The organism is Alistipes sp. D31t1_170403_E11 (genome assembly GCF_015553985.1).
GTDB lineage: Bacteria > Bacteroidota > Bacteroidia > Bacteroidales > Rikenellaceae > Alistipes > Alistipes montrealensis.
The window spans coordinates 1-26,916 of the sequence record NZ_JADNHQ010000004.1 but is presented as its reverse complement, the minus strand read 5'-3'; the positions used below and the strand labels follow the sequence as shown (position 1 = coordinate 26,916).

The 26,916-nt window shown below is 48.5% G+C and carries 21 protein-coding genes and 1 pseudogene; 4 read left to right on the top strand and 18 right to left on the bottom strand.

Annotation, left to right across the window (positions count from 1 at the left end; all coding sequences use genetic code 11):
- Nucleotides 1-2 precede the first annotated feature (2 nt).
- A complete protein-coding gene (locus tag I2E69_RS09385; protein ID WP_195460965.1) occupies nt 3-605 on the top strand; it encodes a porin family protein in 603 nt (200 codons plus the stop codon).
- A gap of 65 nt (nt 606-670) precedes the next feature.
- Here the strand turns inward: I2E69_RS09385 and I2E69_RS09380 are convergent, their stop codons facing one another.
- On the bottom strand, nt 671-1,882 hold the full coding sequence (locus I2E69_RS09380) for an S-adenosylmethionine:tRNA ribosyltransferase-isomerase (RefSeq protein ID WP_195460964.1): 1,212 nt from the start codon (nt 1,880-1,882) through the stop codon (nt 671-673).
- 225 nt (nt 1,883-2,107) lie between these two features.
- On the opposite strand from I2E69_RS09380, the gene nadB reads away from it, so the two are divergent.
- The gene (gene nadB / locus I2E69_RS09375) at nt 2,108-3,664 is read left to right on the top strand and encodes an L-aspartate oxidase (protein WP_195460963.1); all 1,557 of its coding nucleotides are present in this window, start codon (nt 2,108-2,110) and stop codon (nt 3,662-3,664) included.
- 3 nt (nt 3,665-3,667) lie between these two features.
- Nucleotides 3,668-5,251, top strand: a complete 1,584-nt coding sequence (locus I2E69_RS09370) for a peptide chain release factor 3 (RefSeq protein WP_195460962.1) — start codon at nt 3,668-3,670, stop codon at nt 5,249-5,251.
- 68 nt (nt 5,252-5,319) lie between these two features.
- On the opposite strand, the gene I2E69_RS09365 is transcribed toward I2E69_RS09370, so the two are convergent.
- Nucleotides 5,320-6,033, bottom strand: a complete 714-nt coding sequence (locus I2E69_RS09365; protein ID WP_195460961.1) for a pirin family protein — start codon at nt 6,031-6,033, stop codon at nt 5,320-5,322.
- A 59-nt stretch (nt 6,034-6,092) separates the two neighbouring features.
- Nucleotides 6,093-8,192: a KamA family radical SAM protein gene (locus I2E69_RS09360; RefSeq protein WP_195460960.1), complete on the bottom strand. Its 2,100-nt coding sequence runs from the start codon at nt 8,190-8,192 to the stop codon at nt 6,093-6,095.
- 301 nt (nt 8,193-8,493) lie between these two features.
- On the opposite strand from I2E69_RS09360, the gene I2E69_RS09355 reads away from it, so the two are divergent.
- Nucleotides 8,494-11,601, top strand: coding sequence for a glycoside hydrolase family 2 TIM barrel-domain containing protein (locus I2E69_RS09355; protein ID WP_195460959.1), 3,108 nt, complete (start codon nt 8,494-8,496; stop codon nt 11,599-11,601).
- 51 nt (nt 11,602-11,652) lie between these two features.
- Here the strand turns inward: I2E69_RS09355 and I2E69_RS09350 are convergent, their stop codons facing one another.
- The 15 genes and pseudogenes from I2E69_RS09350 to I2E69_RS09280 all read right to left on the bottom strand — a co-directional run bounded on the left by I2E69_RS09350 (nt 11,653) and on the right by I2E69_RS09280 (nt 26,758).
- The gene (locus I2E69_RS09350; RefSeq protein WP_195460958.1) at nt 11,653-12,243 is read right to left on the bottom strand and encodes a sugar transferase; all 591 of its coding nucleotides are present in this window, start codon (nt 12,241-12,243) and stop codon (nt 11,653-11,655) included.
- 7 nt (nt 12,244-12,250) lie between these two features.
- Nucleotides 12,251-13,462: a DegT/DnrJ/EryC1/StrS family aminotransferase gene (locus tag I2E69_RS09345; protein ID WP_195460957.1), complete on the bottom strand. Its 1,212-nt coding sequence runs from the start codon at nt 13,460-13,462 to the stop codon at nt 12,251-12,253.
- 1 nt (nt 13,463) lies between these two features.
- Complete coding sequence (locus I2E69_RS09340) at nt 13,464-14,252, bottom strand: glycosyltransferase family 2 protein (RefSeq protein WP_195460956.1); 789 nt, start codon at nt 14,250-14,252, stop codon at nt 13,464-13,466.
- A 109-nt stretch (nt 14,253-14,361) separates the two neighbouring features.
- Complete coding sequence (locus I2E69_RS09335; RefSeq protein WP_229095441.1) at nt 14,362-15,231, bottom strand: ATP-grasp fold amidoligase family protein; 870 nt, start codon at nt 15,229-15,231, stop codon at nt 14,362-14,364.
- A 46-nt stretch (nt 15,232-15,277) separates the two neighbouring features.
- On the bottom strand, nt 15,278-16,327 hold the full coding sequence (locus tag I2E69_RS09330) for a CapA family protein (RefSeq protein ID WP_195460954.1): 1,050 nt from the start codon (nt 16,325-16,327) through the stop codon (nt 15,278-15,280).
- Nucleotides 16,324-17,367 (bottom strand): glycosyltransferase family 4 protein, encoded by a 1,044-nt coding sequence (locus tag I2E69_RS09325; protein WP_195460953.1) that lies wholly within the window; start codon nt 17,365-17,367, stop codon nt 16,324-16,326. Before I2E69_RS09325 ends, I2E69_RS09330 begins: the two co-directional genes overlap by 4 nt.
- 194 nt (nt 17,368-17,561) lie before the next feature.
- A complete protein-coding gene (locus tag I2E69_RS09320; protein WP_195460952.1) occupies nt 17,562-18,638 on the bottom strand; it encodes a glycosyltransferase family 4 protein in 1,077 nt (358 codons plus the stop codon).
- A gap of 21 nt (nt 18,639-18,659) precedes the next feature.
- Complete coding sequence (locus I2E69_RS15450) at nt 18,660-18,890, bottom strand: hypothetical protein (protein WP_353885385.1); 231 nt, start codon at nt 18,888-18,890, stop codon at nt 18,660-18,662.
- Nucleotides 18,891-19,346: 456 nt separating this feature from the next.
- Nucleotides 19,347-19,478, bottom strand: a pseudogene (locus tag I2E69_RS15445) (capsule biosynthesis protein CapG); the annotation flags it as partial.
- A 286-nt stretch (nt 19,479-19,764) separates the two neighbouring features.
- Entirely contained in the window at nt 19,765-20,907 is a 1,143-nt protein-coding gene (locus I2E69_RS09305) for an O-antigen ligase family protein (protein WP_195460950.1), read from the bottom strand.
- Between the two features lie 80 nt (nt 20,908-20,987).
- Entirely contained in the window at nt 20,988-22,421 is a 1,434-nt protein-coding gene (locus tag I2E69_RS09300; protein ID WP_195460949.1) for a lipopolysaccharide biosynthesis protein, read from the bottom strand.
- A gap of 34 nt (nt 22,422-22,455) precedes the next feature.
- A complete protein-coding gene (locus I2E69_RS09295; protein ID WP_195460948.1) occupies nt 22,456-23,430 on the bottom strand; it encodes an acyltransferase family protein in 975 nt (324 codons plus the stop codon).
- A gap of 4 nt (nt 23,431-23,434) precedes the next feature.
- On the bottom strand, nt 23,435-24,397 hold the full coding sequence (locus I2E69_RS09290; RefSeq protein ID WP_317191092.1) for a DUF6625 family protein: 963 nt from the start codon (nt 24,395-24,397) through the stop codon (nt 23,435-23,437).
- Between the two features lie 21 nt (nt 24,398-24,418).
- The gene (locus I2E69_RS09285; RefSeq protein ID WP_195460946.1) at nt 24,419-25,441 is read right to left on the bottom strand and encodes an NAD-dependent epimerase; all 1,023 of its coding nucleotides are present in this window, start codon (nt 25,439-25,441) and stop codon (nt 24,419-24,421) included.
- 6 nt (nt 25,442-25,447) lie between these two features.
- Nucleotides 25,448-26,758 carry a UDP-glucose dehydrogenase family protein gene (locus I2E69_RS09280; RefSeq protein ID WP_195460945.1) on the bottom strand — a complete coding sequence of 437 codons (1,311 nt, stop codon included), beginning with the start codon at nt 26,756-26,758 and terminating at the stop codon, nt 25,448-25,450.
- Nucleotides 26,759-26,916: the final 158 nt, after the last annotated feature.

The window sequence follows — 26,916 nt, the reverse complement described above, 5'->3', positions numbered from 1 at the left end:
GTATGAAAAAAACACTCCTTCTTCTGACGGCAGTTCTGCTGGCGAGCGCGGTCTCGGCGCAAAATTACGAAAAAAACATCCTCGGCGTCCGCGCCGGCCTCAACCTGTCGAGCTACTCGATTTCGGCCGGAGGTGCGTCCATCAGCACCGACTCGCGGGCCTCGTTCCATGTTGCCGTGACTGATCAGATCCTGCTCTGCAACAAACTGCCCTTCTACCTCGAAACCGGGCTCGCCTTCTCGAGCCGCGGCGGCAAGGTCGACGGCGTGAGCTTCCGTCCCTCCTACCTGCAAATCCCCGTGCTGGTAAACTATCACTTCAACATCAAGGACATCGTTACGATCCAGCCGTTCGCAGGTCTTTACTACGGGTTCGGCATCGGCGGCAAGATGAAAGCAGGCGGCGAGAAGGCTGACATCTTCGGCGACGAAGGCGGGCTGAAACGTTCCGACCTGGGGGTGCGTCTGGGCGCAGGCGTCGTCTGGAACCGCATCTACTTCGGGCTGGGTTACGACATCGGCTGTCTGAATCTGGTCAAGGAGAGCGACGGCGAGGGCACGCTGCGCAACAACTGCTTCACGATCAGCGTCGGATACAATTTCTAATCCGGCCCTGCGCCAATAAAAAAGGGACGCCCGTGAGGCGTCCCTTTTCCGTTCCGCATAAACGGTTATTCACGCAGCAGCACCGACGAATCGCCGTAGCTCAGGAAACGGAAACCGTGCCCGAGGGCATAGTCGTAAATCCGCTGCCAGTCGTCGCCCACAAAAGCCGAAACCAGCAGCAGCAGGGTCGATTTGGGCTGGTGGAAATTGGTAACGATATTGCGCACGATGCGAAACTCGTAGCCCAGCGGCGTGATCATGATCTGCGTCGAGGCTTTCAGGCGGTCGAGGCCCTGCTCATCCATATACCGCAGCAACACCTCCAACGCCTCGCGGCCCGAAAACTCCGCGGGAATGTCGTACAGCTCCCACTGCCCCACGACCCGCCCGGCATCGGGCGTCCCGGCCGTGCGGATGCGCCACGCAAGGGCCGCAAGCGATTCGAGCGTACGTACCGAAGTCGTGCCCACGGCCGTGATGTGTCCCCAGCGTTCCAGCAGACGGGCCGCCGTCGCGCGGCGCACCTCGAAATGCTCGGTGTGCATCGGGTGTTTCGCGGCGTCCTCGTCCTTCACGGGCAGGAACGTTCCCGCTCCGACATGGAGCGTCACCTCCTCGAACCCGAATCCGCGGGCTTCCATCCCTTCGATCAGCTCCGGGGTGAAATGCAGCCCGGCGGTCGGCGCCGCCACCGAACCTTCGAACTTCGAATAGACGGTCTGGTAGCGCGTGTTGTCGATCTCTTCGCTCTCGCGGTTCAGGTAGGGCGGAATCGGAATGCGCCCGAGATATTCCAGCAACTGCCCGAAAGTCATCGGGGCCGTCCACTCGAAACGCACGACGCACTCGCGTCCGTGGTCCTCGACGAGCCACGCGCGGAGCGATTCGGCGCGGCCTTCGCAGTCGAAATTGATCTCGACGTGCCCTTCCTTCCACTTCTTGCGGTTGCCCACGATGCACGACCATGCGCACTGCCCCGTGACAGCGAACGCCCGCTCATAATCGGCCGGGTCGTGCGGTTCGAGGCAGAACACCTCGATACGCGCCCCGGAGGGTTTGTGCATGATGATCCGGGCCCGGATCACCTTCGTGTTATTGAAAACCAGCAGTTCACCCGCCGGCAACACGTCGCCGATGTCGGCGAACTGCTTTTCCCCGATTTCACCGCCCCGCCAGACGAGCAGCTTCGAGGCGCTGCGCTCCGCGAGCGGGAATTTGGCGATCCGCTCGTCGGGAAGGTCGTAATCGAAGCGGTTGATGTCGATATGTCGTTCCATATTTTGCCCGAAATTATGCGGCAAAGTTACTATTTTTTGTAACTTTGCGGCGCTTCTTCCTGCAAAGAAAAGCAAAATCTCCCCTTTTAAACGGGGAGATTCAGCGGGATTCCCGACACGAAACCGGGGGCACGGCCCCTTTTAACGAAAGCAGAGACGGGTTTCACATCGGGAACACCATTGGCCCACAAAGCCGTGAAAGCCGTCTCTGCCCTTGTTAAAACTATGAAAACCGACTTTCTGGTTATCGGTTCCGGCGCTGCGGGCCTTTCGTTCGCGCTGAAAGCCGCAGCCCACGGCCACGTGACGATCGTGACCAAAGGCGAGATCGAGGAGTGCAACACCAATTACGCACAAGGCGGCATCTGCTCGGTAACGTATGCTCCCGACACGTTCGAAAAACACATCCACGACACGTTGGTCTGCGGCGCAGGCAAATGTGACGAGAAAGCCGTGGAACTGGTCGTCCGGCAGGCCCCGAAACTCATCGCCGACCTGATCGCCTGGGGGACGCGCTTCGACAAGACTCCCGACGGGCGGTTCGAACTCAACCGCGAAGGCGGGCACTCGGAACACCGCATCCTCCATCACGAAGACCTTACCGGAGCCGAAATCGAGCGGGCGCTCGTACAGTCGGTAAAGAGCCATCCGAACATCACCGTACGGGAACACCACTTCGCCATCGACCTGCTGACGCAGCACCATCTGGGCGAATTCGTCACCCGCCACACACGCGGACTGGCCTGCTTCGGGGCCTACGTCCTGAACCTCGACACCAACGAAATCGAGACCATGCTCTCGAAATTCACCGTCGTTGCCACAGGCGGCTGCGGCAACGTCTATTCCACGACTTCGAATCCCAACGTCGCCACGGGCGACGGTATCGCCATGTGCCACCGCGCCAAGGCGATCACCGAGAACATGGAGTTCATCCAGTTCCACCCCACGACGCTCTACAACCCCGGCGAGAAACCCAATTTCCTGATAACCGAGGCCATGCGCGGCTTCGGGGCCATCCTGCGGCTGCCCGACGGCCAGGAATTCATGGACAAATACCATCCGATGAAGTCGCTCGCCCCGCGCGACGTAGTGGCCCGCGCCATCTACCGCGAGATGACCAAACGGGGTTCCGACTTCGTCTACCTCGATGTGACGCACAAGGACCCCGAGGCCGTGAAGAGCCATTTCCCGAACATCTACGAAAAGTGCCTCTCGATCGGCATCGACATCACGAAGGACTGGATTCCCGTCACCCCTGCGGCGCACTACTGCTGCGGCGGCGTGAAGGTCGACACCAACGGCGAGACCTCCGTGAAGCGGCTCTACGCCCTGGGCGAAACCGCCTGCACGGGCCTGCACGGCGCCAACCGGCTGGCCTCGAACTCGCTGATCGAAGCGGTGGTCTACGCCGACCAGGCCGCACGCCACACGGCGTCGCTGCTGGCGAAGGCCGATTTCCAGGAAGGCATTCCCGACTGGGACTTCGAAGGCACGCAGCACACCGAGGAGATGCTGATGATCATCCAGTCGAAACGCGAGATGCAGACGATCATGTCCAACTACGTGGGCATCGTCCGCTCGAACCTCTCGCTCAAACGCGCCATGCACCGCCTGGAGATACTCTGGCAGGAGACCGAGGAGCTTTACAACAAAACCAAGCCCAACCGCGAACTGTGCGAACTGAGGAACATGATCGCCATCGCCTACCTGGTAATCAAACAGGGGCGCGAGATCAAGGAGTCCGTGGGCTGCCACTATAATGCCGATTACCCGAAAGAATAACACATGACATTACAGGAAGAGATAACACGCCGCCGCACATTTGCGGTCATCGCCCACCCCGACGCGGGTAAAACCACCCTTACGGAAAAACTGCTGCTGTTCGGCGGCGCCATCCATGTGGCCGGAGCCGTCAAGAGCAACAAGATCAAGAAAGGCGCCACGTCCGACTTCATGGAGATCGAACGCCAGCGAGGCATTTCGGTCGCTACCGCCGTGATGGGATTCGAATACCAGGGCTGCAAGATCAACATCCTCGACACCCCGGGCCACGAGGATTTCGCCGAGGACACCTACCGAACGCTGACAGCCGTCGATTCGGTGATCATCGTCATCGACGGAGCCAAGGGCGTCGAGGCCCAGACGCGCAAACTGATGGAGGTCTGCCGCATGCGCAAAACCCCGGTGATCGTCTTCATCAACAAGCTGGACCGCCCCTCGAAGGAGCCGTTCGACCTGCTGGACGAAGTGGAGAAGGAGCTCCGAATCCGTGTGCGGCCGCTGGCTTTCCCCATCTCGAACGGTCCCACGTTCAAGGGCGTCTACAACCTTTACGAGAAAAACCTCTCGCTCTTCACGTCGGACGAAAAACTGACCGCCGACGCGTCGACGGCCGAAATTTCGGACCTTGCGTCGCAGGAGCTCGAAGGCTACATCGGTGCAAAATTCGCCGAACAACTGCGCTCCGATGTCGAACTGGTCGAGGGCGTCTACGACGAATTCGACCGCGAGGCTTACCTTAACGGCGAACTGGCCCCGGTCTTCTTCGGCTCGGCGGTGAACAATTTCGGCGTGCGCGAACTTTTGGATTGCTTCGTGCGCATCGCCCCTTCGCCGCGCCCGGCCCCGACCGAAACCCGGCTCGTGGAGGCTGCGGAACCGAAAATGTCCGGCTTCATCTTCAAGATACACGCCAACATGGACCCCAACCACCGCGACCGCATCGCGTTCCTGAAAATCTGCTCCGGCACGTTCGAGCGCAACAAGAACTACCTGCATGTGCGCAGCGGCAAGCAGTTGAAATTTTCGTCGCCGACGGCTTTCATGGCCGAGAAGAAATCGGTCATCGACTTCGCCTACCCGGGCGACATCGTGGGCCTGCACGACACGGGCAACTTCAAGATCGGCGACACCTTCACCGAAGGTGAGAAACTCCGTTTCACCGGAATCCCCTCCTTCGCTCCCGAGCAGTTCCGCTACATCGAAAACGCCGACCCGCTGAAATTCAAGCAGCTGGCCAAAGGCGTCGACCAATTGATGGACGAAGGCGTGGCGCAGTTGTTCACAAGCTCGCTCAACGGCCGCAAGATCATCGGCACGGTGGGCGCGCTCCAGTTCGAGGTCATCCAATACCGCCTGGAGCACGAGTACAACGCCGCGTGCCGCTGGGAGCCGATCTCGATCTACAAAGCCTGCTGGATCGAAAGCGACAACGCTGCGCAACTGACCGACTTCAAACGCCGCAAACACACCAATATGGCCGTCGACAAGCACGGCCGCGACGTTTTCCTCGCCGACACGAGCTATGGCCTCGCTCTCGCACAAGACAACTTCAAGGAGATTCGGTTCCACTTCACCTCGGAGTTTTAGCACACGCCAGAACACAAAAAACCGCCGGAGTCTGCACTCCGGCGGTTTTCGTATCAGGCCGTTACACCTCAGATCATCGGGACTTCGATAACCAGCAGCTTTGCGTCCTCGGAAGCCCGGATCAGGAACTCGTCGGCATCCGATACGCCCATTCCGTCGCGGGGACCGAGCTTCTCCCCGGCAACCTCGGCCGAGCCTTCGATCACAAAGATATAAGCCCCGTTTCCGTGAAGGTTCATGCGGTACTGTACCTCCCGCCCGGCATCGAGGTCAAGCGTATGGAACCACGCCGTCTGGTGAATCCAGCCCACGTTTTCGCCGCCGCAGCCTTCCGGAGCAACGATCAGCCGGAACTGGTTACGCTTTGCGGGCGCGAGTTCGATCTGGTTGTAGCGGGGCGTGTGGCCCTCGGCATCGGTGATAACCCAAATCTGCAGGAACTTCACCGGTTCTTCGCGGCTGGCGTTCATCTCGCTGTGGGTAATGCCCGTACCGGCGCTCATCACCTGCAGCTCACCCGGCTTGAGCACCTGCATGTTGCCCATGCTGTCGCCGTGCTTCAGGGCTCCCGAGAGAACGAGCGAAACGATCTCCATATTGTCGTGGGGATGCGTCCCGAAGCCCTCGCCCGGGGCCACCGTATCGTCGTTGAGCACCCTGAGGGCCCCGAAGTGAATCCGCTCGGGATCGTAATATCCGGCGAAGCTGAAGGTATGGTGTGTCCGGAGCCAGCCGTGATCGGCGTACCCGCGGGTCGCGGCTCTGTGAATCGTCTTTTTCATAATTGCATTTATTTAATAATCACTATATAATAAACGCAAAATCAGTGCCGATATTGTGTCTATGCCAACTCCAGGTTGCTCACGCGGTCGGTCGTCGCAAACCCGAAATCGGGGTAGACATAAAGCCCGAAACGCGGCTCGGTTTCACCGTGCGTATAGGCCCAGATCGAGGCGTAATCCTCCGGGTCCTCGCCCATGCGGTCCAACTGGCGCAGGTAGGCGGCCAGCGATTTGTTCTCGACGATGAATATCTCGCCCATACTGTCGATGATCGGGCTGTGGTGACGCGTCCGGTCGTGGTCGAAACGCAGCAGGCGCCTGCCCCCGGCCGTAATGCCCACCAGCCGGAACGACATGCTCTTGCCGATGGCCGGAAGGTTCAGCACGCTGCGGTCCGTGGCGAGGAACGGAAGGTGGTGCTTGCGCATGAAGCGGCGGATTTTCCCGGCCGTATCCTGTCCGTCGGCAAGCAGATCGTCGAGTTCAGCCGCCTGCTCCGGGGTAAGCCGCCCGTAAATTTTCTCCTCAACCTGCTCCTGCATCGAACGGCTGTTGGGGGTGAAGACGGCGTAATTCTCCTGAAAGCCCTTGACCGAAAAGGTATAATAACAAACAACGCCGAGCGAATTGAGCACCTGCCTCAGGCGCGTAGTGTGCCCGCGGCGCGACGCAGCCACGGTGTAAACCAACTGATTGGTGATAAGCCACCCCGCCGAAAGGATTTTCCGGATGGCCTCCTCCGCTTCGGGGGTCACCTCGAGCGGCGTCTGGAAATGGGTCTGGATGATAAACTGCTGCACCCCGACCGCCGAAGCCTTTTCGCGGAACTCGCGCAGGATTTCGACCAGTTCGTCGTTCACGCGCATCGGCAGGTAAGCCGGCAGGCGCGAACCGAGTCTCACGCGCTGCAACTCGGCATATTTCTCGCCGTCGGGACGTTCGGCGTTGGCCCGGCGCTTGCGGCAGGCCATGCGGTAAACCGCTTCGAGGATGTTGCGAAGCGTTTTGTTCTGGCTCATCAGGGCGTCGCCTCCCGTGATGAGGATGTCGCGCAGCTGGGTGTCCTCCTCGAAATAGTTCATCAGGCGGCGCAGTTTGTGGTCCCAACTCTCCTTCGGGCGCAGGGCCTCGAATTCGAAATTGAGGCGCTCGCTCTGGAAATCGTACATCCGCTGACACGAAGCGCACAGTCCGCCGCAGGCGCGGCCCATCGTATCGGGAATCAGGATCGCCACCTCCGGATACCGGCGGTGGATATTGTGCCCGTCGGGCAGCAGCCACCCGGCGGCATTGGGTTTTCCGGCCTCGACGACATCCTCGCGTTCCCAGGCGCGGATCTGTCCGTAGGTCTCGACCAACTGCGGCGAATAGAGGATGTAGCTGCGGATGGCGGCATCGTCGTAGCCGTCGCCCGTCACATCGAGCAGCGAAAGGTAGTAGGGTGTGGCAAAGAAGGGCATTCCCTTCTTGCGGGCTTTCGAGAGCAGGTACATCGTCTCCGACGAGAGCGAATTGCCCAGGAAGCGGTTCAGCTCCGAGGGGCTTTTCACGGCCATTGCCAGTTGGAAGCGGAAATCGGCCCACCAGTCGGCAACCTGCCGGTATTTCTCTTCGTAGGTCATGCCGCCGGCAAACAGGAAGCGCGACGGAGTTTTCGACTTGCGGTTCTCGATCTTCTGGATCAGCAGGTGGAGCATCCGCTCGCGGTTGTCGGCGCGGATAGCCTGCACCGCTTCGTCCTGTCCCGAGGGCCAGCGTTCGGTGCGGCTGCGCACGCGCTGCGGCGAAGGGAGCGGAATCCCGGGAGTTTCCAGCAGGCGGAAAAGGTGATACAGGTCGACGAACAGATCAGTGGGCATCTCGGGATCTTCGAGTTTCCCTGTAAGGAACTGCCACAACAGCGTAAGCGTTTGCACTTCCATCTGCCGGTCGGTGGATAATTCGTGGACCTCACGTCCATCGTAATCGATCAACAGTCGAATCTGCTCCGCCGCTTCGCCATCCGCCGCCCGATGTCCTTCAAGAAACTCCCGGAGCCGCGTGCGAAACTGCCCGCCGTCGCTGCTGGCGTCGGCGAGAGCCGCAAGGCCGGGAAGCTCCTGGCGATAGAGCTGTCCGAGCTGGGAAAGGGTCAGTGCAAGCATTTTCTTTTGTTTCATAAGCATAATCGTATAAGAGTTGTAACCATTCAAAACAGGCCGGCAAATTTCGGAACGTTCCGGCCCTCGAATTATATTCGGGGCGATAATATAGTAAAAATTTTTAAGATTTTCAAGACCCGCCCTGCAAATTCCTCCGCTTTTAACCAAAATTCCGTAAAAATTTCACAAAACACCTCCGGAGCCTCTTTTTGCAGGTAAAATAAGGCGGTTTCGTTCTGCAACTTGCGAAAGTTTCGATTTTTTATTATTTTTGCTCCGATACCGATACATTATTCGCCCAACCCCAAACAACCGAAAAATGAAAAGACTGCTGTTGCTCGCACTCTTCGCCGCCACGGCGGCCTCGGCAAAAGCTCCCGCCGAACGCTGGCTCGACCCCGAATGCTTCGATGTCGGCCGCGCCCCGATGCGCACGAGTTTCATCGCCTTTCCCACGGCCGCCGATGCTATTCCCGAAAACGATTACACCCGTTCGCCTTTCTACCGCACGCTCAACGGCGAATGGACCTTCCTGCGCGTAGACCGCCCGGGAGCCGAACCCGAAGGATTCTTCCGCACCGGGCACGACGATTCGGCATGGGGCGTAATGCCCGTACCGGGGATTTGGGAAGTGAACGGCTACGGCGATCCGGTCTACACCAACAAACCCTATCCGTGGCACAAGTTCTTCGAAATGCGCGCCCCGCTGGTTCCCTACGAACAGAACTACACGGGACTCTACCGCCGCACGGTGGCTGTTCCCGCCGACTGGAAGGGCCGCGACGTATTCGTCCACATCGGCTCGGCCACTTCGAACGTAACACTCTGGGTCAACGGTCGCGAGGTGGGTTACAGCGAAGACAGCAAACTCGAAGCCGAATTCGACATCACCCGCTTCCTGACGCCGGGCAGCGACAACCTGATCGTGATGCGCGTCAACCGCTGGTGCGACGGCTCGTTCCTCGAAGACCAGGATTTCTGGCGTCTTTCGGGCATCGGGCGCGACTGCTACCTCTACGCCCGCGACAAACGCCGGCTGGCCGATGTACGGCTTACTCCCGACCTTAAGAACGACTACCGCGACGGCACGCTGCGCGCCGAAATCGCCACGACGCCGGGCGTCGGCAGTGTACGGCTGACGCTGCGCGACGATGCGGGCAAGGCGCTCGACACCCGCACGCTCAAACCCCGCCGGAACAGCGCCGAAACGCTGTTCGAAGTTGCCGCCCCGAAGCAATGGAGCGCCGAAGCCCCGAACCTCTACACGCTCACGGCCGAAGCCCTCGCCGCCGACGGCTCCGTGATCGAAGCCGCGGCTTTCCGCGTCGGATTCCGCAAAGTCGAAATCCGCGACGGACAACTACTCGTCAACGGCAAACCGATCCTGATCAAAGGCGTCAACCGCCACGAAATGGAACCCAACACGGGTTACTACACGACGCGCGAAGAGATGATCCGCGACATCCGCGAGATGAAACGCCTCAACATGAATGCCGTGCGCACGTGCCACTACCCCGACACGCCGCTGTGGTACGACCTCTGCGACGAGTACGGACTCTACGTCGTGGACGAGGCCAACATCGAGTCGCACGGCTATTACTACCGCGACAAGGCAAAAAACCTCGCCGGAAATCCCGCCTTCGCCGCCGCACACCTCGACCGCAACCGGCGTATGGTGTTCCGCGATTTCAACCACCCGTCGATCATCGTCTGGAGCACGGGCAACGAGGCCGGAAACGGCCCCAACTTCGAACGCTGCTACGACTGGATCAAGGCTTTCGACCCGTCGCGCCCCGTGCAATACGAACAGGCCTCCTACCACAAGGACTACAACACCGACATCGTCTGCCCGATGTACTGGAGTTACGAACAGTGTGAGAAATACCTCGCCGAGAATCCCCAGAAACCGCTGATCCAGTGCGAATACGCCCATGCCATGGGCAACTCGATGGGTGGATTCAAGGAGTACTGGGACATGACCCGCCGCGAACCCAAATACCAGGGCGGATTTATCTGGGACTTCGCCGACCAGGCCCTCGCCTGGCGCAGCCCCGAAGGCAAACTTACCTACCGTTACGGCGGCGACTACAATGCCGTCGACGCTTCGGACAGCACCTTCTGCTGCAACGGCGTGCTGGCCGCCGACCGTTCGTGGCATCCCCACGCCTACGAAGTGAAGCAGCAGCACCAGTCGATCCACACCACGCCCCGCGACCTGAAGAAGGGCATCGTAAACGTTTATAACGAAAACTTCTTTACGGACCTTTCGCCCTACCGACTCCTTTGGGAGATCACATCGGACGGACGCCCCGTGCTGAGCGGCATCGTCGAGCACCTCGACGTAGCTCCGCAGGCTACCGCCTCCGTAACGCTGGGTTACAAACCCGAACAGGTCTACGCCCTGGGCGGCGAGCTGCTGCTCACGGTCCGCTACCAACTTCGCGAACAGCAGGGCCTGCTCGACGCACTCTACGAAGTGGCTGCCGACCAGTTGACGCTGCGCGAGGACGACCCGGCGGCCCGCTTCGCCGCAACGCCTCCCGCCGGAACGCTCCGCGTCGCGGACAAAACCGTTTCGGGCGAAGGATTCTCAGTCTCGTTCGATCCGGCAAGCGGATTCATCAACTCCTACAAACTCCGCAACGTGGAACTGCTGGCAGGCCCTATCCGCCCCAACTTCTACCGCGCGGCCACGGATAACGACCTCGGCGTACGCCAGACCGGGAAATACCCCGACAGCCACATGTGGGCCAAAGCCGAGCCGGAACTCGTCAACTTCACCCTCACGCCCCGCGAGAACGAAGTGAAGATCGTCGCCGACTACACGCTCCCGAACGTCGGTGCGAAACTGAATCTGACGTATTCGATCGCTGCCGACGGTTCGGTCCGCGTCAGTGAAACGATGACCGCCGATCCCGCCCGCAAGGATGTTGCCGACCTGATGCGCTTCGGCATGGCCTTCGAAACCCCGGGCATGTTCGACGCCGTGGAATACTACGGCCGCGGTCCGATGGAAAACTACGCCGACCGCGCCAGCGCAGCCTTCGTAGGACACTATGCACAGCGCGTTGCCGACCAGTTCCACATGAAATACGTCAGCCCGCAGGAGTCGGGAACGCGCAGCGACCTGCGCTGGTGGCGACTGACCGACGCCTCGGGCCTCGGCGTCGAAATCTGCTCCGACGGCCACTTCTCGGCTTCGGCCATCCCCTACTCCATCCCGCAGCTCGACAACGGCTCGCCGGAGTATGTCCGCCATCCGAGCGACCTTGTCCCCGACGGCCGTACGCACGTCAACATCGAAAGCGTCCAGTCGGGCCTGGGATGCGTCAACAGTTGGGGCCGCCTTCCGCTCCCCCAATACCTGCTGCCCTACGGCGACTACGCTTTCAACTTCCTCCTGCGTCCCGTTGCCGGAGGACGATAATAAAAAACCAGGGACCGAAATGGTCCCTGGTTCTCTTTTACAATATACCAACTATTTGGAGATTATTTCGCGGAATGTTTCGAAAATAAGCTTGAGATCGAACCAGAACGAATTTCGTCGCACATATTCCAGGTTCAGACGCAATTTATCCTGCATAATCACATCAACATAATAACGGTCCGGATCATCTACTTGTTCCAACAATTCATTCTCATTGCGGTAACGAATCGACGCCATATCTGTTACGCCCGGGCGGACATTGAGAACATGCATCTGCTCCGGAGTATACATATCGACATATTTACGCACTTCGGGCCGCGGTCCGACAAGGCTCATATCACCCGCAAAGACATTGATCAACTGCGGAAGTTCATCCAGCTTATACTTGCGGATAAAATATCCGGAACGCGTAACCCGAGGATCATGCCCTCCGATCGTTATCAAGCCTTTTTTGTCGGAACCGACACGCATCGAGCGGAATTTATACAACCGGAAATCCCGGTTATTGCGTCCGACACGCACCTGGCGGTAGAAAACAGGACCCTTTGAATCGCATTTGATCCAGATGGCCAACAGCAGGAATAATGGACTTAAGACAAGTAGCCCAAAGCCACTTGCCATTAAATCAAAAAGACGTTTCAAAAAATTGCTATTTAGAAATGATGTCGACGAAATTCGAAATGATGTATTCTACATCGTCGTCAGTAAGGCGGGTGTGCAATGGAAGTGTCACTTCGTTGCGGTATTGATCGTAGGCATTCGGATAATCGACGATATCAAAACCGAGTGCTTTGTAAGCTGTCATCATCGGAAGCGGCTTGTAATGAACATTGCAAGCAATCCCACGCTCTGCCATTTTTACAATGACTTTGTTGCGTTCTGCAACATCCCTACCTAACAGGCGTACCAAATAAAGATGTCCGCTCGATGAATGATCGGGCCCATAATGATCAAGAACCTGCACATTGGAATTTTTTAAAGCTTCGTCGTAACGACCGATCATCTCACGGCGACGATGCAGCATCTCCGGATAACGTTTCAGTTGGGCCAACCCGATACCCGCCATGATATCCGTCATATTACACTTGAAATTGGGTGCGACAATATCGTATTCCCATGCCCCTAAATGGGTTTTGGCCAAGGCATCTTTATTCTGCCCATGCAGTGACAAAAGCTGAAATTTACTGTATACCAATTCATTGTCGATTCCCGGAATATTCCGCCACGTAACAGCACCACCTTCGGCTGTTGTTAAATTCTTTACAGCATGGAATGAAAAAGAAGTAAAGTCTGCAATTTCACCACACATCCGGCCGTGCCACTGCGCTCCGAAAGCATGCGCAGCATCTGCCATTACAACTACACGACCGAAAGCTTTTTGAATATCATTCGAGGGCCTGAAAAGATGTGCTTTGCTTTCGATAGCAGAAAATATCCGATCATAATCACAAATAACACCACCTAAATCTACCGGAACCACCACTTTTGTACGTTCGGTAATGGCTTCCGTAAGTTTTGAATAATCCATCTCGAAAGACCCCGAAGCCGTATCGATCATAACCACTTTTGCACCGACATGGCATGCCACACTAGCTGTTGCCGTATACGTGTATGCCGATGTGATAACCTCATCGCCAGGACCAATGCCCAAAACGCGAAGAACCAATTCCATAGCAGCCGTTGCCGAATTCAGACATACGGATTTTTCCGTCTGACAACACATAGCGATCAAACGCTCGAATTCTTTGGTACGTGGGCCAGTCGTAATCCATCCCGAACGAAGAGATTCACCCACTTCAGCAACCTCTGCCTCTGTTATATCCGGCGGGGAAAATGGAACATTGCGTAACTTCAGTTTCATACTATTCGCATCTCTTAACTTCATATTTTTTCACATAGAATATTTTCTTGTAGATATTGCCCAAGATATTTATACACATCCAGAATATGGAAACTAATCTGCTCTTTCCCGCCGCATCATGAAAGAGAATATAGTGCCATCCGATTCTAGCCTTGATACCAGGTGGCGTTATCGAGCCTTTCCTCCTCCTATAAAAGCCTAGAGATTCTTTTAACAAATAACAATCGGCCTTCTCCACTACTTTCAGCCATATCGCCGTATCATTATTCTTCTTTACGTCTGCAATCTGAACTAAACCGATTTCATTCGCATCATATATCACAGATAGACATCCCGGCCAGCAACAACTATACATATCCAACCGAGTAACTCTCTTTATACCACTTACATAAACGCCTAGTTCTTTCGAATTCTCATCTATCTCCACATATTCATGATATGAAAAATGATAGCCTCGTTCCTTCATAAATCTAAGTTGTTTCTCAAGTTTATCGGAGGTCCAAAGATCATCACTGTCCAAGAAAGCGATCCAATGACCATTTGCTTTTCGAAGAGCATTATTTCTAGTTACAGCAGCACCGCTATTTTTCTCGTTTTGGAAATACCTAATTCTCGGATCATCCTTGAGGAAAGAAGTTACAATCTTATCTGTCGCATCCATCGAGCAATCATCATAAATAATTAACTCCCAATTAGCATAAGATTGCGCTTTAACACTTCGGATCGTTTCACCTATGAACTGACCACAATTATATGTTGGGGTAATTATAGATACTAAGTCTTCTTCCATATGAAATCATCGCATTCTCCTAAAATCAACACTCGTAGATCAAAACTAACTGCTTACAAAAAAACAAAGAACTATATACTGGCATTTTCAAATACCTACACTTTATTGCTTAATTGGGGAAACTACTGATTTGAAATTTGCCGCCTAATTCTCTCAAGAATTCAGGAGTAAAATAATCCATGAATCCGCCTTGAGACGTAAAAGTCAACTCCCCAAAATAGATTTTGCCTTGCACATTATACAAATCGACCCGAAGTTCCGGGAATCCTTGAGATAATTTTTCTGCAATCTCAATCATTTTCTCAAAATTCTTCGGCTTTGGCATTATCTCACCTTGCTGATAATCAGAATTGAATACGGAAAATTCAGGATGAGCTATCCAGTTCAGATCATAAGTCATCACATGAGCGCTGTTCCCATCTTTACTTCGGTCATTACAAATCCAAACATAATATGCCTTTCCATTAAAACACCAAATTTTATAATCTGTAAGTGTCGTTGTTCCGGGTTCCAATGGAAGGACTTCCTCGGCAATCACACAAGGGACCATCTTCTTATACTGGGGTTCTGCGTGAAGAGCCCCGATATTTTTTCGACGTAGCCATCCATTTATTACTTTCAAAAGTTCAGCTTTGCGCTCTTCCGTAAGTTCTTCTTTACGTATAATTTTATTAGTTCCTTTCCCATCTCCATTATTTACTTTTATAATGAATGTCGCCGGAAGACTATCAAAATACACATCTTCAACTTTTGTCCAAACAGCATAGAGTTTTACGAGAATATCTTTTAGCCCAAGCGACTCTACATATTTGCGAACTTTATATTTATCAGCAAGTTCCGTCCATTGCGATGTATCCGAAAATAATTTAGCCCATAGAATCTTCTCATTTAAATCCACCGGATTTCTCAGATTAAGTTTTTTTCTAAACACATAGTAATAACGGATTTTTAACAAGATAACCGGATGGTGATTACCCATGTATTCACACAATTTAATTAACGGCGCAAATAAAATGCGCGTCGATCTATTCAGTGTCGGATGAAACATTATTATAAATCTTAAATCTTCTTTTTATAAAATCAACAATTAACCCCCAAGCATTTGACGGATGGAAAATCATTTTCGACAAAATATTCTTGTGATTCGCCTTTCTATATATTTTGTAATATGTATGCATTTCAGAATGATACTTCTCCGAATTATCTTCTTTCAAGAGAACGGCATTCAGATAATTAAATCGAAGTTTCTCCGGAACCTCATTCTCCCGAATATAATTGGGACAACATTTAGAATCCAACTTAACATATCGTTCTCGGAATATCGGTTCGCCCTCCGCAAAATCCACATCTATTACAACTCCGATTTTACAGGGCACCCAAGGCATATCAAAAACAAAATTTCCTACTGAATAATAGATACGCTTGTCTTTGTAGATTTCATAACCCTGTAATATATGCGGATGCATTCCGATTATCAGATCAAACCCAGAATCAATCAACCAATGAGCAAACTTTTTCTGGGTAGAAGACGGACGATTGATATACTCATTTCCCCAATGAACGAATAATATTTTATACGCATCTTTTGGCAAAGACACCAATTCCGCAATAATTCCCTCATATTCAGGATTATGCCAATACAAAGGTCTTTTAGAAAATTCATCTATACGAAGCGACATTCCAGTCAAGGAAACCATTTTACCTTGATGCTCCGTAACAATGGATTTCCGTTCAACAGATCCGAACACTTTGCTACCATAACCCTCCAAAGCATTAACAGTCTCCCTATATGCATCATCTCCATGTTGCATAGCATGATTGTTCGCAAATCCATAAAAATCAAAATGGTTAAGCTTGTCTAAAAATACAGGATCAATCCGAAATACATTCGCACCCATTCCGGTTTTAGACGAAACCGACGACGCCACTCCTTCAAAATTCCCAATCCACAGGTCATCAGGTAACCTTGTTATGTATTTAAATGGATCGAAGCCTTTTGCAATATTTGAACCTATCCCAAATCCGACATTGAAATCCCAATCAGTCAGATTGATATCTCCTACAAAATGAATCATATTGACTGATATATTCCTATCTTTTTTAACAAAGTATCTGTCAAAACATTTGAGATGTCATAAGTCATAGCTTCTTGCCTGCAGTTATTTACCCATATTGGGATCGTTTCAGGATTGGCTAGACATATTTCCATCGCCTCTTTCAAAGAACAGGGGTCATTCGATTTAATAATACGACCTGTAAATCCGTCTTTTATAATATCTGCATTTAGGCTCCAATCACTAGCTATCACGGGAAGTCCTGCAATATATGCATCGATAAGCACTCCCGGGAAACCTTCACCATGCCAGAAAGTTGGGAAAAGCATTATATCGTACTTGGCTAGTATATTATAATTACGCGTATCCGTTAGATCAAGAAATCCTTTATACGAAACATTTGCAACCGCATTGACTCTCGACAAAAACTCTTCTCGGTAAGCCTCTTCTATCGGACCATAAAATTCGACCGAATACTTTTTTTCATAATCGGGATTCAAAAGTCTTACAGCATCAAGAATCAAATCACAACCTTTGGCGGGTATTATCCTTGAGAGAAATACGAATTTAACATGCAGGGGAACTTTTGGCTGTTTTTCAGGCAAATGAGCGATATTTTTAAAATTAGGGACATATATGACATTCTCAAAACCACATTCAGAAAGAGTATGCTGCATTTTCGGGCCTTCCACTAAGAACCATTCAACTATTTTATATGGTTCTGCCTTTACCTTCCCGGATTTGATCCAGTTGCCTACTGATCCGCCAATAACCCAATATAAAACAGATCGCTTCCTTGGAAAATACGAGAATACCGACATAACCCGGTAACCACTCATATTATCCGTAGCAACAACAAACTTGGCTTTTCGATTTAATAAAATGGCAAAAAACAAGTTGATTAACACCCAAGGCCGCGTTTTCCAAAACTCAGTATCTATAACACAAACATTATAATGCTTTCGTTCAAAAAATTTCAAAAGATGATAATTCTTTGCTGATGCTCCATTGGCAGGAATTTTCCCTCCTCCACATGGACCTATTAAAACAACCTTATTCATATCAGATCAGAATCAACTTACTCACTCCAAAATACATACAGATATCAAAATATAATGAATCTAAAAATCAACAAAAACATCTTCTCTCCAGATAGGCATTTTTATATTATGACTCAGTTTGCGGTTAATGTGCCCAGTATCAAGGGCTCAACAATCCGCAACATTTTATTTTTAGACACATTAGAATTTAGCCTCTAAATAATATACCGCCATTTACAGGCAAATGCTTCTTTAGAAAATATTTTAACTGCTCTCTGACGACTTAAGAGCTTCATTTTTTGTCTCGATACCGTTCCCATATCAATGAACTCAATAATTTTATTGGCGATATCATTACTATCATGGGGATCACATAATAGGCCATTCTGTCGATTGGAAACAATCATGGTATTATCACAAACATTGCTACATAAAATCGGCAATCCACAACACATCGCTTCACACACAACATTTGGAAAACCCTCGTAATATGAAGGTAAACAAAAAAGATCCGCGGTTTGATATTTGGTGATTATATCGGATTCCGGAGGATAGAATTGAAAAATATCCTCCATATTATATACTTTGATCATATCACGACACTGTTCGTAATAAGAGCCATCAAACGCCTGTCCATACCAATCAACCTTTATTTTGCCACCCCTATCAACCACTTTCTTAATAGCATGGATATAATTGAGTACATTTTTTTGCGGCATTACGCGAGCCACAGTCAATATACGTAAAGGCTTGCCAACAGGACTAATATATTCGCTCTCTGTTTTGAATTTATCAATATCAACAAAGTTTGTAATACAGGTGAGTTTATCACTCAAACGTGGATAATGTTCTTTAATAAATTCCGCTTGCGTATATGAGTTCGGAACTATATGATTTGCATATCTATATAAAAAGAATTTGATCCGTTCTCTGAAAGATAATTGTTGCGTTGTATTACGTTCCGATACAATCAGATTGAATTTCAGCCTCAAGGCTTTAATTACACAGGCAACTAAACAAGCCGTGTCAAGATATGCAATAACGGTATCGGGAGATATTTTACGCAATTCATTATACAATACCGGAATTCGCATTACTTTGCTTTGGGCATCTCGAATATATCGGTATTTCACATCGGCTTCCAACAAAGTTGGAAGGTAGAAATCTCCCGGGTAATAAGTCCATACTTCCACGTCGTAGCCAGCCTCTTTGAGCAGGACAGCCAAACCTGTCAGTTGGCGTTCGGCTCCACCCGAATTGAGATCCTCAATTAAGCAAATTACTTTTTTCATTTACATGATAATCATCGCCAACTACTCTACAATTCGATTGATATAACCGTCCGTGGCATTATTCCGAGGTATAATTCGAGATGGATTCCCGACTACAATCGAATGAGATGGAACTTCGAAATTAACATATGCATTAGGTGCAATAAGTACGTCGTCACCGATAGTTATATTCCCGACAATCACCGCATTGGTTCCAATCCACACCTTATTTCCAATTATAGGACTTCCTTTTCTCTTCCCCCGATTTTCCATCCCGATTGTTACACCCGTAGCAATGTTGCAATTTTCTCCTATTACCGCCCGGGGATTAATTATCACCCGTCCTGTATGACTGATATAGAAACCTCGCCCAATCTTTGTCATCCAAGGAATCTGAATATGAGACTTATTGGAATTTCGGGCAAGGCGGAATCTATAATAAGCCCAAATCAATCTGCTTTTTCCATACCAATATTGACATTGGCGGAAATAATAGATATACTTGATTTCTGCAGAGAATCTTAATCTGTCAATCACAGAAACCCTTACCCTCCCATATATGCGGTAAAGATCATATTGAAAAAGAGATGGCATAAATGCTATTACTTATTTTTTTATGAATTTATCAGAATCTAACGCTTGCAGGATCTTACGCTTTTCATGCGATGTCACACCTTTGGTATTAATATTATATCGAAGATTTCGTTCAATATACTCACCTGTCAAACAAATATAGCGGGCAGGATTGCCTCCCACTACCGTTCCGGCAGCAACTGATTTTGTTACGACCGATCCTGCTCCCACTAAAGCTCCCGCACCAATTGTAACACCAGGCATTATCAATGATCCAGAACCAATATATGCCCAATCCTCTATTACTATTTTCCCGAAAGTATCAAATTTGGGATATTTACGCCGTGCAATATCCCCCCCCCGTGTGTAAAAAAACGCACATCTTCAGTTATTTGCACATTATTCCCAATAGTAATGAGGTATGGCTCGGAACTCCAATACCGAGTACAAATAAGACAATTCTCACCGATAGTAACCCCCAAACGACGGGCGTATTTTTCAGGAGAAGCCAAAAATCTCCAATAAAGAGTTAACAAAAAATTCATGTGATTTTATACAAATCTGACAAAAGCACTTAAACAGAATTCTGGTTTCGCTCAAGTTTATCGGAAGCTTGCATTAATGACAACAACACAAAAAGAAGTGTAGACCCAGTTACCAACGACTCATTATGAAACATCCCCTGCAATAGAAAACAAATCAAAGCGATCGCACAAAAAAACGATGATGAACTGCGTTTGTATTTATTAAATACTACCCGAATCGCCTTAAGAAATATTTTAATAAACAAAACAATTAATAGAATCCCCCCTAACAATCCACCATAAATCAAAGCATTTAGTATAAAGTTATGAGGCGGAAGGTCCGCATTTGCATTCATATATGCCAATGGACCTCCCCACATCGTATTATTAGCTATGAAGATTAGGCCATTCCTTAATAATCGCTCTCTTGTGTTATCCTCTCCCATTGTTTGCAAAGACAATCTTCCCATAAAAGAATCATCAGACAAAAGCAAGTCTAACGGTTGCGAACAAATCAGTAATAATACAATCAATCCAAAAAATAAGATCAGTTTATGTTTGAAATGAATATACGTTAATACGATAAAGGCTACAAGCATAAAGTAAAAAGCAGACCGTTGTTGTGTCATAAAGCAAGCCACCAACCCCAATACTGCTAATATCGTATAGAATATTTTCTTGAACAATGTATTTGAATTTATAATACCATCAAAAGCCAATATGCCGACAGCCGAAATGTACATGGCATTGGTAAATGAAAAACTCATAATTCCATATGCCAAACTACGCCCTGTCAAATTGTCCATATTTTGCGCTTCGTCTATCCATTCTTGATGCACTTCATTGATGTCTCCAAACATACTACCGATAAGCCAGCCGGTAGGATTATTAAAATATTGCATAATAGTAATGACTGAAGTTGCCGCCATAATTATCAAGAGCGTATTTTCTATCATTCTAATTTTAACCGGCGTATCAGCATATACCCCTGTTGCACAATAGGCAATGATTGCAACTAAATAATATGCCAAAGCGTATTTTATGAACATAAACCGTTCAAACTCCCCATTGAAAACCAAAGCGATGCCCATCAATATAATAAACATAATATATTGGATGACGTATGAATCAAATTTCAATTTTCTTCGATTCGTTTTGAACAAAATTAAAACAGCCAACATCAGCAAAACCATATATACTCGAATTGAAAAAGGTCCAATAAAAATTGACCCCAGAAGAGTAATGGAAAGTAGAAAAAGAAGATAGAGCGGCATTATTGATTATTATTTTGAGGGCTCTTAACCCATCGGCCAACAAATGAAAGTATATTCATTCCGCCTAATCGAGGCTGAATCAATAAATAGTATATCAATAACAATATGACTGAAATAAATAACTGAAAAAAAAGACATTTTATCACTCCGTTAATCGCAAATGTTATCCCATATAAACATATTCCTGGTAACAATACATATATAGCCTGCCTTATAAGTCGCATAGATTTTTGTTCCGATATACTTCCGTACAGATAAAGATTGAAGATAAATCCGATTAGCGTACTTGCCACATACCCATACATCATTGCCATGGGAGATACAAGTAAGCTTAGGAATATTATAAGCAAGCCCACAAGCCTTTTCCATATAGTTATCCATAAAAGACGATCAACTATCCCCATTGATTTAATGAATGTCCGATTTAAAGTTTCCATAATATGGAAAACGCTAGCAAACATTAATATCGACAAATACGGAGCTGCTAAAATCCAATTCGTCCCATATACTAATCTTATAATATCTTCAGAATATACCGAAACTAAAAAGAACAGGGGAAATACCATCAATGTAAAATTCCTGAAAATTGAATCCGCCTCCAGATTAAATAGAGTCTTATCCTCTTTCAATTTCGCAAGTATCGGGAATGAGACATTGGCTATTGGTCCTGATAAAGATTGAGTTGCAGATTGCTCAAGTTTTTTTGCCTGATCTAGAAATCCAGCTGCCTTTACACTCAAAAACTTGCCGAACAAAAAAGTCAGAATGTTTTCATAGAGAGTATCAATAATAGAACATATTGTTGAAAAAAATGCAAATGAAAATAGCCTTTTAAAACTCCTGACACTGAATTTAAAATCAATATGATAGCGGCTGTAATAATATCGCAACAACACCCCCACCAAAGCCAATACCAATTGATACCAAACCAATGCATATACCCCATAATTTATTACAGCCAGTACTATGGCAACAATCGCGGCCACACTTACACTTAAAATGGAAGCTATAGTAAGCTCCTTAAACTTAATCTCTTTAAATAATATCGTATTCGGAACTAGTCCCCACGCATTGATAATAAAAACCAAACACAATAATTTGATGATACTAGAAAGATTGGCTATTTCAAAAAAGTTCTCGATAAAACCCGCACACCCAAATATAATTACGTATAATATGTGGCTAACTACAATATTAAAGACAAAAATTGTGGAGTAATCTATTGATGCAACCTGCTTTTCTTTAATAAGGCTTCCTCCTAAACCAGCCTCCATCAACGTATTAGCAATTGCAAAGAATATGGCTAAAACGCCAATTGTTCCAAAATCTTCTGGGGTTAGAAATCTTGCAAGGACAATGGTGGTTGCCAAATAAACAACTTGCGGGATAAGTTTCCCAACGAGATTCCAAAAATATGCTTGAGGATTCTGCATTACTAATCACAAATAGCTTTGCTGCCGGTCAAAATCATTTTTTAGCCAATGGCAACTCAATATATTTGTGCATAAGATATGCAAACAACACACTTATGCCTATTGGAATGGTGATATATAATACACTATTACAACCGATCAACTGTAAATAATGTATAATAGAAAAACCTATCATTTGATGAATCAGATATAAAGGATAGGATATAGCGGCAATCCATATAATAACTCGAATAAACCAATTTTCTCGGTTTACATATTTTTCGCATGGAACAACTAACCATATCAGCACCAAAGTAATAACAAAAAACAGACTATGAACTATAGAAAATCCCCATAAGAATTGATTTACAACACAAAGAATCAAAATAATATATGCATATATATCTTTTCTATCTTTATGTATAGTATAAAGCATCATTCCCCCAAGAAATGTATGCGAATAATTTGACATTAATAAAACTGACAATGCCGAAAAAACAAAATTATTTCTGTCGACAAAGGAGACTAATATTGAAAGGCTAATCCACAGCAATCCCCACCATTTCGCATTTTTGAGAGACATCAATATGAACATGAATAATGCGAATATCAACTCATATTGCAATGTCCAATATGCTCCATCAACCGAACGAACATGTAGCATGGCGGGAATCATAGATAGATTCAATAATATTTCACCAAAATTGAGTAACGCCGGCTTAAAAAAGAGGATCATCCATACAGAAGTCAGAATAACTGCACTCCAAAATGTTGGATACAGACGCCACAAGCGTTTATATAGGGCTCTTCTGGGTGTAATCGTGTTTGATTCCAGATTTTTAGCACCTAGATAACCACTCAATAAAAAAAAAGTAGTAACAGCTGCACAACCCCACGGTACACTTAACACCCAATTGGTTGGTGCTCCGGCAAATAAAGGATTTTCATTATAACGGGCTGTGTAGTGATATAGAACAATCAGTACTGCAGATACACCTCTTATTATGTCAAAAAGCGTATAATGTTTCATATTGTTATCGCTTCGTGCGGCAACGGAATCGTCTCATAAGCAACCCGGATTTCCATTTTAGAAACTCAAGATATTCTTTAAATGGAACTAATGGATACGGATTATATTTGTCTATATCCTCTTCCGTTACATCCCCACCTTTCGGTACAAATCCAATAGGGGTTACATAAAATGAATCAACCTCATCAATATTAAAATCTACGTTAAAATTGGGACGACATTTAAAGTGTATATAAGCATACTCTTCAATAAAAAGCTGGTGCTTAATGTAATAAGCTCTATACACCTTTCCTTTTTCCCAATAAAAAATCTGTCGTTTATAATTCTTATCTTTTCCGTCTAAAGAACAATATTCCGATAACTTAAATCGCCTATATATATGTGATATATCAGCAAAAATTCTTTTATAGAATAATGGTAATTCATTTTGTAGATATATTTGTACGATTCCATCATTCTCATCAAAAGCATAACTATTGTCATTTAGCAACACAGTGGTGTAATCTCCGCATTTACTACCAGACATCTTATAATAATGATTCACATTATCTGTATTTTTGTATAACGACAAATGCCCAAGATTCAAAAATTTATCGTATTCTGAATAATTGTATTTACCCAAGAAAAATCGAATGTCGCCAAATATCAAATCCAAGTCACAGTGTCCCCAATATTTATAGGATTTGATATAATCTTGAAAAATAACTCCATATAATGGTCTTAAATCACAACACTTATATGGACGTTCTAATGATATGTCAAGATCGATTTTTTTAGATGCAACAGATTTAAGTTGCGTAAGGGTCATATTGACAAAATATACATTGTTTGGCCTGTACCCCTCGTACAATACATCCGTAAAAATATAGAAATCCAACGTAGAATTATATTCACATGATTTTAGCCATAAGCTAAAATAGTTTTTGAATTTGCCGAAATAAACCCCAATGATACAAATTTCATTCATCTTGATATAATTTTATGTCATTCAAGCCATTATCCTACGATTATACCACGCTACAAACTCCTTGATACCTTTATCAAGTTCTGTTTTTGGTTTGTATGCGAATTTATGTTCGAATTTGGAGGTATCTGCATAGGTGGTATACACATCACCTTTCTGCATTGGCATCATCTTCATTTCAGCCTTCCTGCCGAGGTATTCCTCCAATGTATGGATAAAATCCATCAGTTGCATCGGATGCCCGCAGCCGATATTGTAGACCTCGGCCGGCACAGGATGGTTCTCGGACACCTCCGGCGCTTTGTCCGCCACCCGGATCACTCCTTCGACGATGTCGTCGATATAGGTGAAATCACGGCTTAAATTGCCATTGTTGAATACCTTGATGGGCAGTCCGGCCAGTATCGCTTTGGTAAACAGCATCGGCGCCATATCGGGCCGTCCCCAGGGTCCGTATACCGTGAAAAACCGGAGCCCCGTCGTCGGAATGCCGTATAATTTCGAGTAGACGTGCGCCATCAGTTCATTTGATTTCTTCGTCGCGGCGTACAACGAAACCGGATTGTCCACCCGGTCTTCCTCCGAGAACGGCGTTTTGGTATTCCCGCCGTAAACCGAACTCGACGAGGCATAGACAAAATGGTTCACCGGGTTATGGCGTGCACATTCCAGCTGGTTCAGGAAACCCACGATATTACTTTCGATATAAGCATAGGGGTTTTCCAACGAATAACGTACTCCCGCCTGGGCTGCAAGGTTGACAACCGCATCGAATTTCTCCCGGACGAACAGTTTCTGAAGCGACTCCCGGTCTTCGAGTTTCATCCGGACAAAGCGGTAACCGGCATACTTTGTACTCTGCACCTCCTGTCCGAAGACTTCCGCTTCGGCTCCGATACCGCTTTCTGCCAGACGGGCATATTTCAATTTCGGGTCGTAGTAATCGTTTATCGAGTCAATGCCGACCACTTCGTCCCCGCGCTCCAGTAGTTTCTCCGCCAGATGGAATCCGATGAACCCGGCTGTGCCTGTTACCAGAATCTTCATCGTCCCTTATCCGATTTTATAATAAGTGAATCCGTGCTCTGCGACCTCTTCTTTGTCGTAGATGTTGCGTCCGTCGATAATGATCTTGTCCGCCATGGTCTTCTTCAGTACCGCAAAACTCGGCATCCGGAATTCCTTCCATTCGGTTACCAGCAGCAGCACATCCGCATCGACCGCAGCGTCATACATATCCCGGCAGTAAACCACCTTATCCCCGATACGGCGTTTGCACTCCGGCATCGAAATCGGGTCGTAGACTTTCACCGCGCAGCCGGCTGTGACCAGTTTGTCGATCAGCACCAGCGCCGGAGCTTCGCGCATATCGTCCGTTTCGGGTTTGAACGCCAGTCCCCACAGGGCAATCGTTTTGCCCTTCAGATTCCCATCATAATGTTTCTGCAACTTCTCGAAGAGAATCGACTTCTGTTTCTCGTTGACCTCTTCGACCGCTTTCAGCACCTTCATTTCATAGCCGTTCTGCTCTGCAGTCCTGATCAGCGCTTTCACATCTTTGGGGAAGCACGAACCGCCGTATCCACAGCCTGCATAGAGGAATTTCCGGCCGATGCGCGTGTCCGAACCGATCCCCTTGCGGACCATGTTCACGTCTGCGCCGACCTTCTCACACAGGTTGGCGATATCGTTCATAAACGAAATGCGTGTCGCCAGCATCGAGTTGGCGGCATACTTGATCATCTCGGCCGAAGGAATGTCGGTGAAGATCATGCGCTCGCCCGACAACATAAAGGGCTTGTAAAGGCGTGTCATGATCTTACGGGCCCGCATACTTTCCGTACCTACTACAACCCGGTCCGGAGTCATAAAATCTTTCACCGCAGCACCCTCTTTCAGAAACTCCGGATTCGAGGCTACATCGAAATCAATCTTTTCACCACGCTTGGCGAGCTCTTCCTGGATGGCCGTCTTGACCTTCTGCGCCGTACCTACCGGAACCGTCGATTTCGTGACCAGGATCGTATACTTTTTGATATGCTGCCCGAAGGTCCGCGCCACGGCCAGCACATATTTCAGGTCTGCCGAACCGTCTTCGTCCGGGGGTGTTCCTACGGCCGAAAAAACGACTTCGACCTTGTCCAGGCACGTTGCCAAGTCCGTCGTGAAATGCAGGCGTCCCGCGTCCACGTTGCGTTTGACCATATCTTCAAGGCCCGGTTCATAGATGGGAATCTCACCGTTCTGCAATCGGTCAATCTTCTGCCGGTCGATATCGACACACGTCACGTCAATGCCCATTTCGGCAAAGCAGGTTCCGGAAACAAGGCCTACGTAACCCGTTCCTACTATCGCTATGTTCATATATCAAGTGTTTATTTATTTTTTGGGGTTTCCCGGTCGTACTGCTCAAACCTGGAATTTTTGGAAATGAACTCGGGGACTGTCTGTTTCATCAGCCTTACCATCTGCGGGATGTCGACCGAGCGGGAGAGCGTCTCCAGTTCTTCGGCGACGCGGCA

What these genes read in the sequence shown, in the direction of transcription:
- I2E69_RS09385 (WP_195460965.1), top strand. Translation starts at nt 3, where the DNA reads ATGAAAAAAACACTCCTTCTTCTGACGGCAGTTCTGCTGGCGAGCGCG.
- I2E69_RS09380 (WP_195460964.1), bottom strand. Translation starts at nt 1,882, where the DNA reads ATGGAACGACATATCGACATCAACCGCTTCGATTACGACCTTCCCGAC.
- nadB (WP_195460963.1), top strand. Translation starts at nt 2,108, where the DNA reads ATGAAAACCGACTTTCTGGTTATCGGTTCCGGCGCTGCGGGCCTTTCG.
- I2E69_RS09370 (WP_195460962.1), top strand. Translation starts at nt 3,668, where the DNA reads ATGACATTACAGGAAGAGATAACACGCCGCCGCACATTTGCGGTCATC.
- I2E69_RS09365 (WP_195460961.1), bottom strand. Translation starts at nt 6,033, where the DNA reads ATGAAAAAGACGATTCACAGAGCCGCGACCCGCGGGTACGCCGATCAC.
- I2E69_RS09360 (WP_195460960.1), bottom strand. Translation starts at nt 8,192, where the DNA reads ATGAAACAAAAGAAAATGCTTGCACTGACCCTTTCCCAGCTCGGACAG.
- I2E69_RS09355 (WP_195460959.1), top strand. Translation starts at nt 8,494, where the DNA reads ATGAAAAGACTGCTGTTGCTCGCACTCTTCGCCGCCACGGCGGCCTCG.
- I2E69_RS09345 (WP_195460957.1), bottom strand. Translation starts at nt 13,462, where the DNA reads ATGAAACTGAAGTTACGCAATGTTCCATTTTCCCCGCCGGATATAACA.
- I2E69_RS09340 (WP_195460956.1), bottom strand. Translation starts at nt 14,252, where the DNA reads ATGGAAGAAGACTTAGTATCTATAATTACCCCAACATATAATTGTGGT.
- I2E69_RS09335 (WP_229095441.1), bottom strand. Translation starts at nt 15,231, where the DNA reads ATGGGTAATCACCATCCGGTTATCTTGTTAAAAATCCGTTATTACTAT.
- I2E69_RS09330 (WP_195460954.1), bottom strand. Translation starts at nt 16,327, where the DNA reads ATGATTCATTTTGTAGGAGATATCAATCTGACTGATTGGGATTTCAAT.
- I2E69_RS09325 (WP_195460953.1), bottom strand. Translation starts at nt 17,367, where the DNA reads ATGAATAAGGTTGTTTTAATAGGTCCATGTGGAGGAGGGAAAATTCCT.
- I2E69_RS09320 (WP_195460952.1), bottom strand. Translation starts at nt 18,638, where the DNA reads ATGAAAAAAGTAATTTGCTTAATTGAGGATCTCAATTCGGGTGGAGCC.
- I2E69_RS15450 (WP_353885385.1), bottom strand. Translation starts at nt 18,890, where the DNA reads ATGGAAAATCGGGGGAAGAGAAAAGGAAGTCCTATAATTGGAAATAAG.
- I2E69_RS09305 (WP_195460950.1), bottom strand. Translation starts at nt 20,907, where the DNA reads ATGGTTTTGCTGATGTTGGCTGTTTTAATTTTGTTCAAAACGAATCGA.
- I2E69_RS09300 (WP_195460949.1), bottom strand. Translation starts at nt 22,421, where the DNA reads ATGCAGAATCCTCAAGCATATTTTTGGAATCTCGTTGGGAAACTTATC.
- I2E69_RS09295 (WP_195460948.1), bottom strand. Translation starts at nt 23,430, where the DNA reads ATGAAACATTATACGCTTTTTGACATAATAAGAGGTGTATCTGCAGTA.
- I2E69_RS09290 (WP_317191092.1), bottom strand. Translation starts at nt 24,397, where the DNA reads ATGAATGAAATTTGTATCATTGGGGTTTATTTCGGCAAATTCAAAAAC.
- I2E69_RS09285 (WP_195460946.1), bottom strand. Translation starts at nt 25,441, where the DNA reads ATGAAGATTCTGGTAACAGGCACAGCCGGGTTCATCGGATTCCATCTG.
- I2E69_RS09280 (WP_195460945.1), bottom strand. Translation starts at nt 26,758, where the DNA reads ATGAACATAGCGATAGTAGGAACGGGTTACGTAGGCCTTGTTTCCGGA.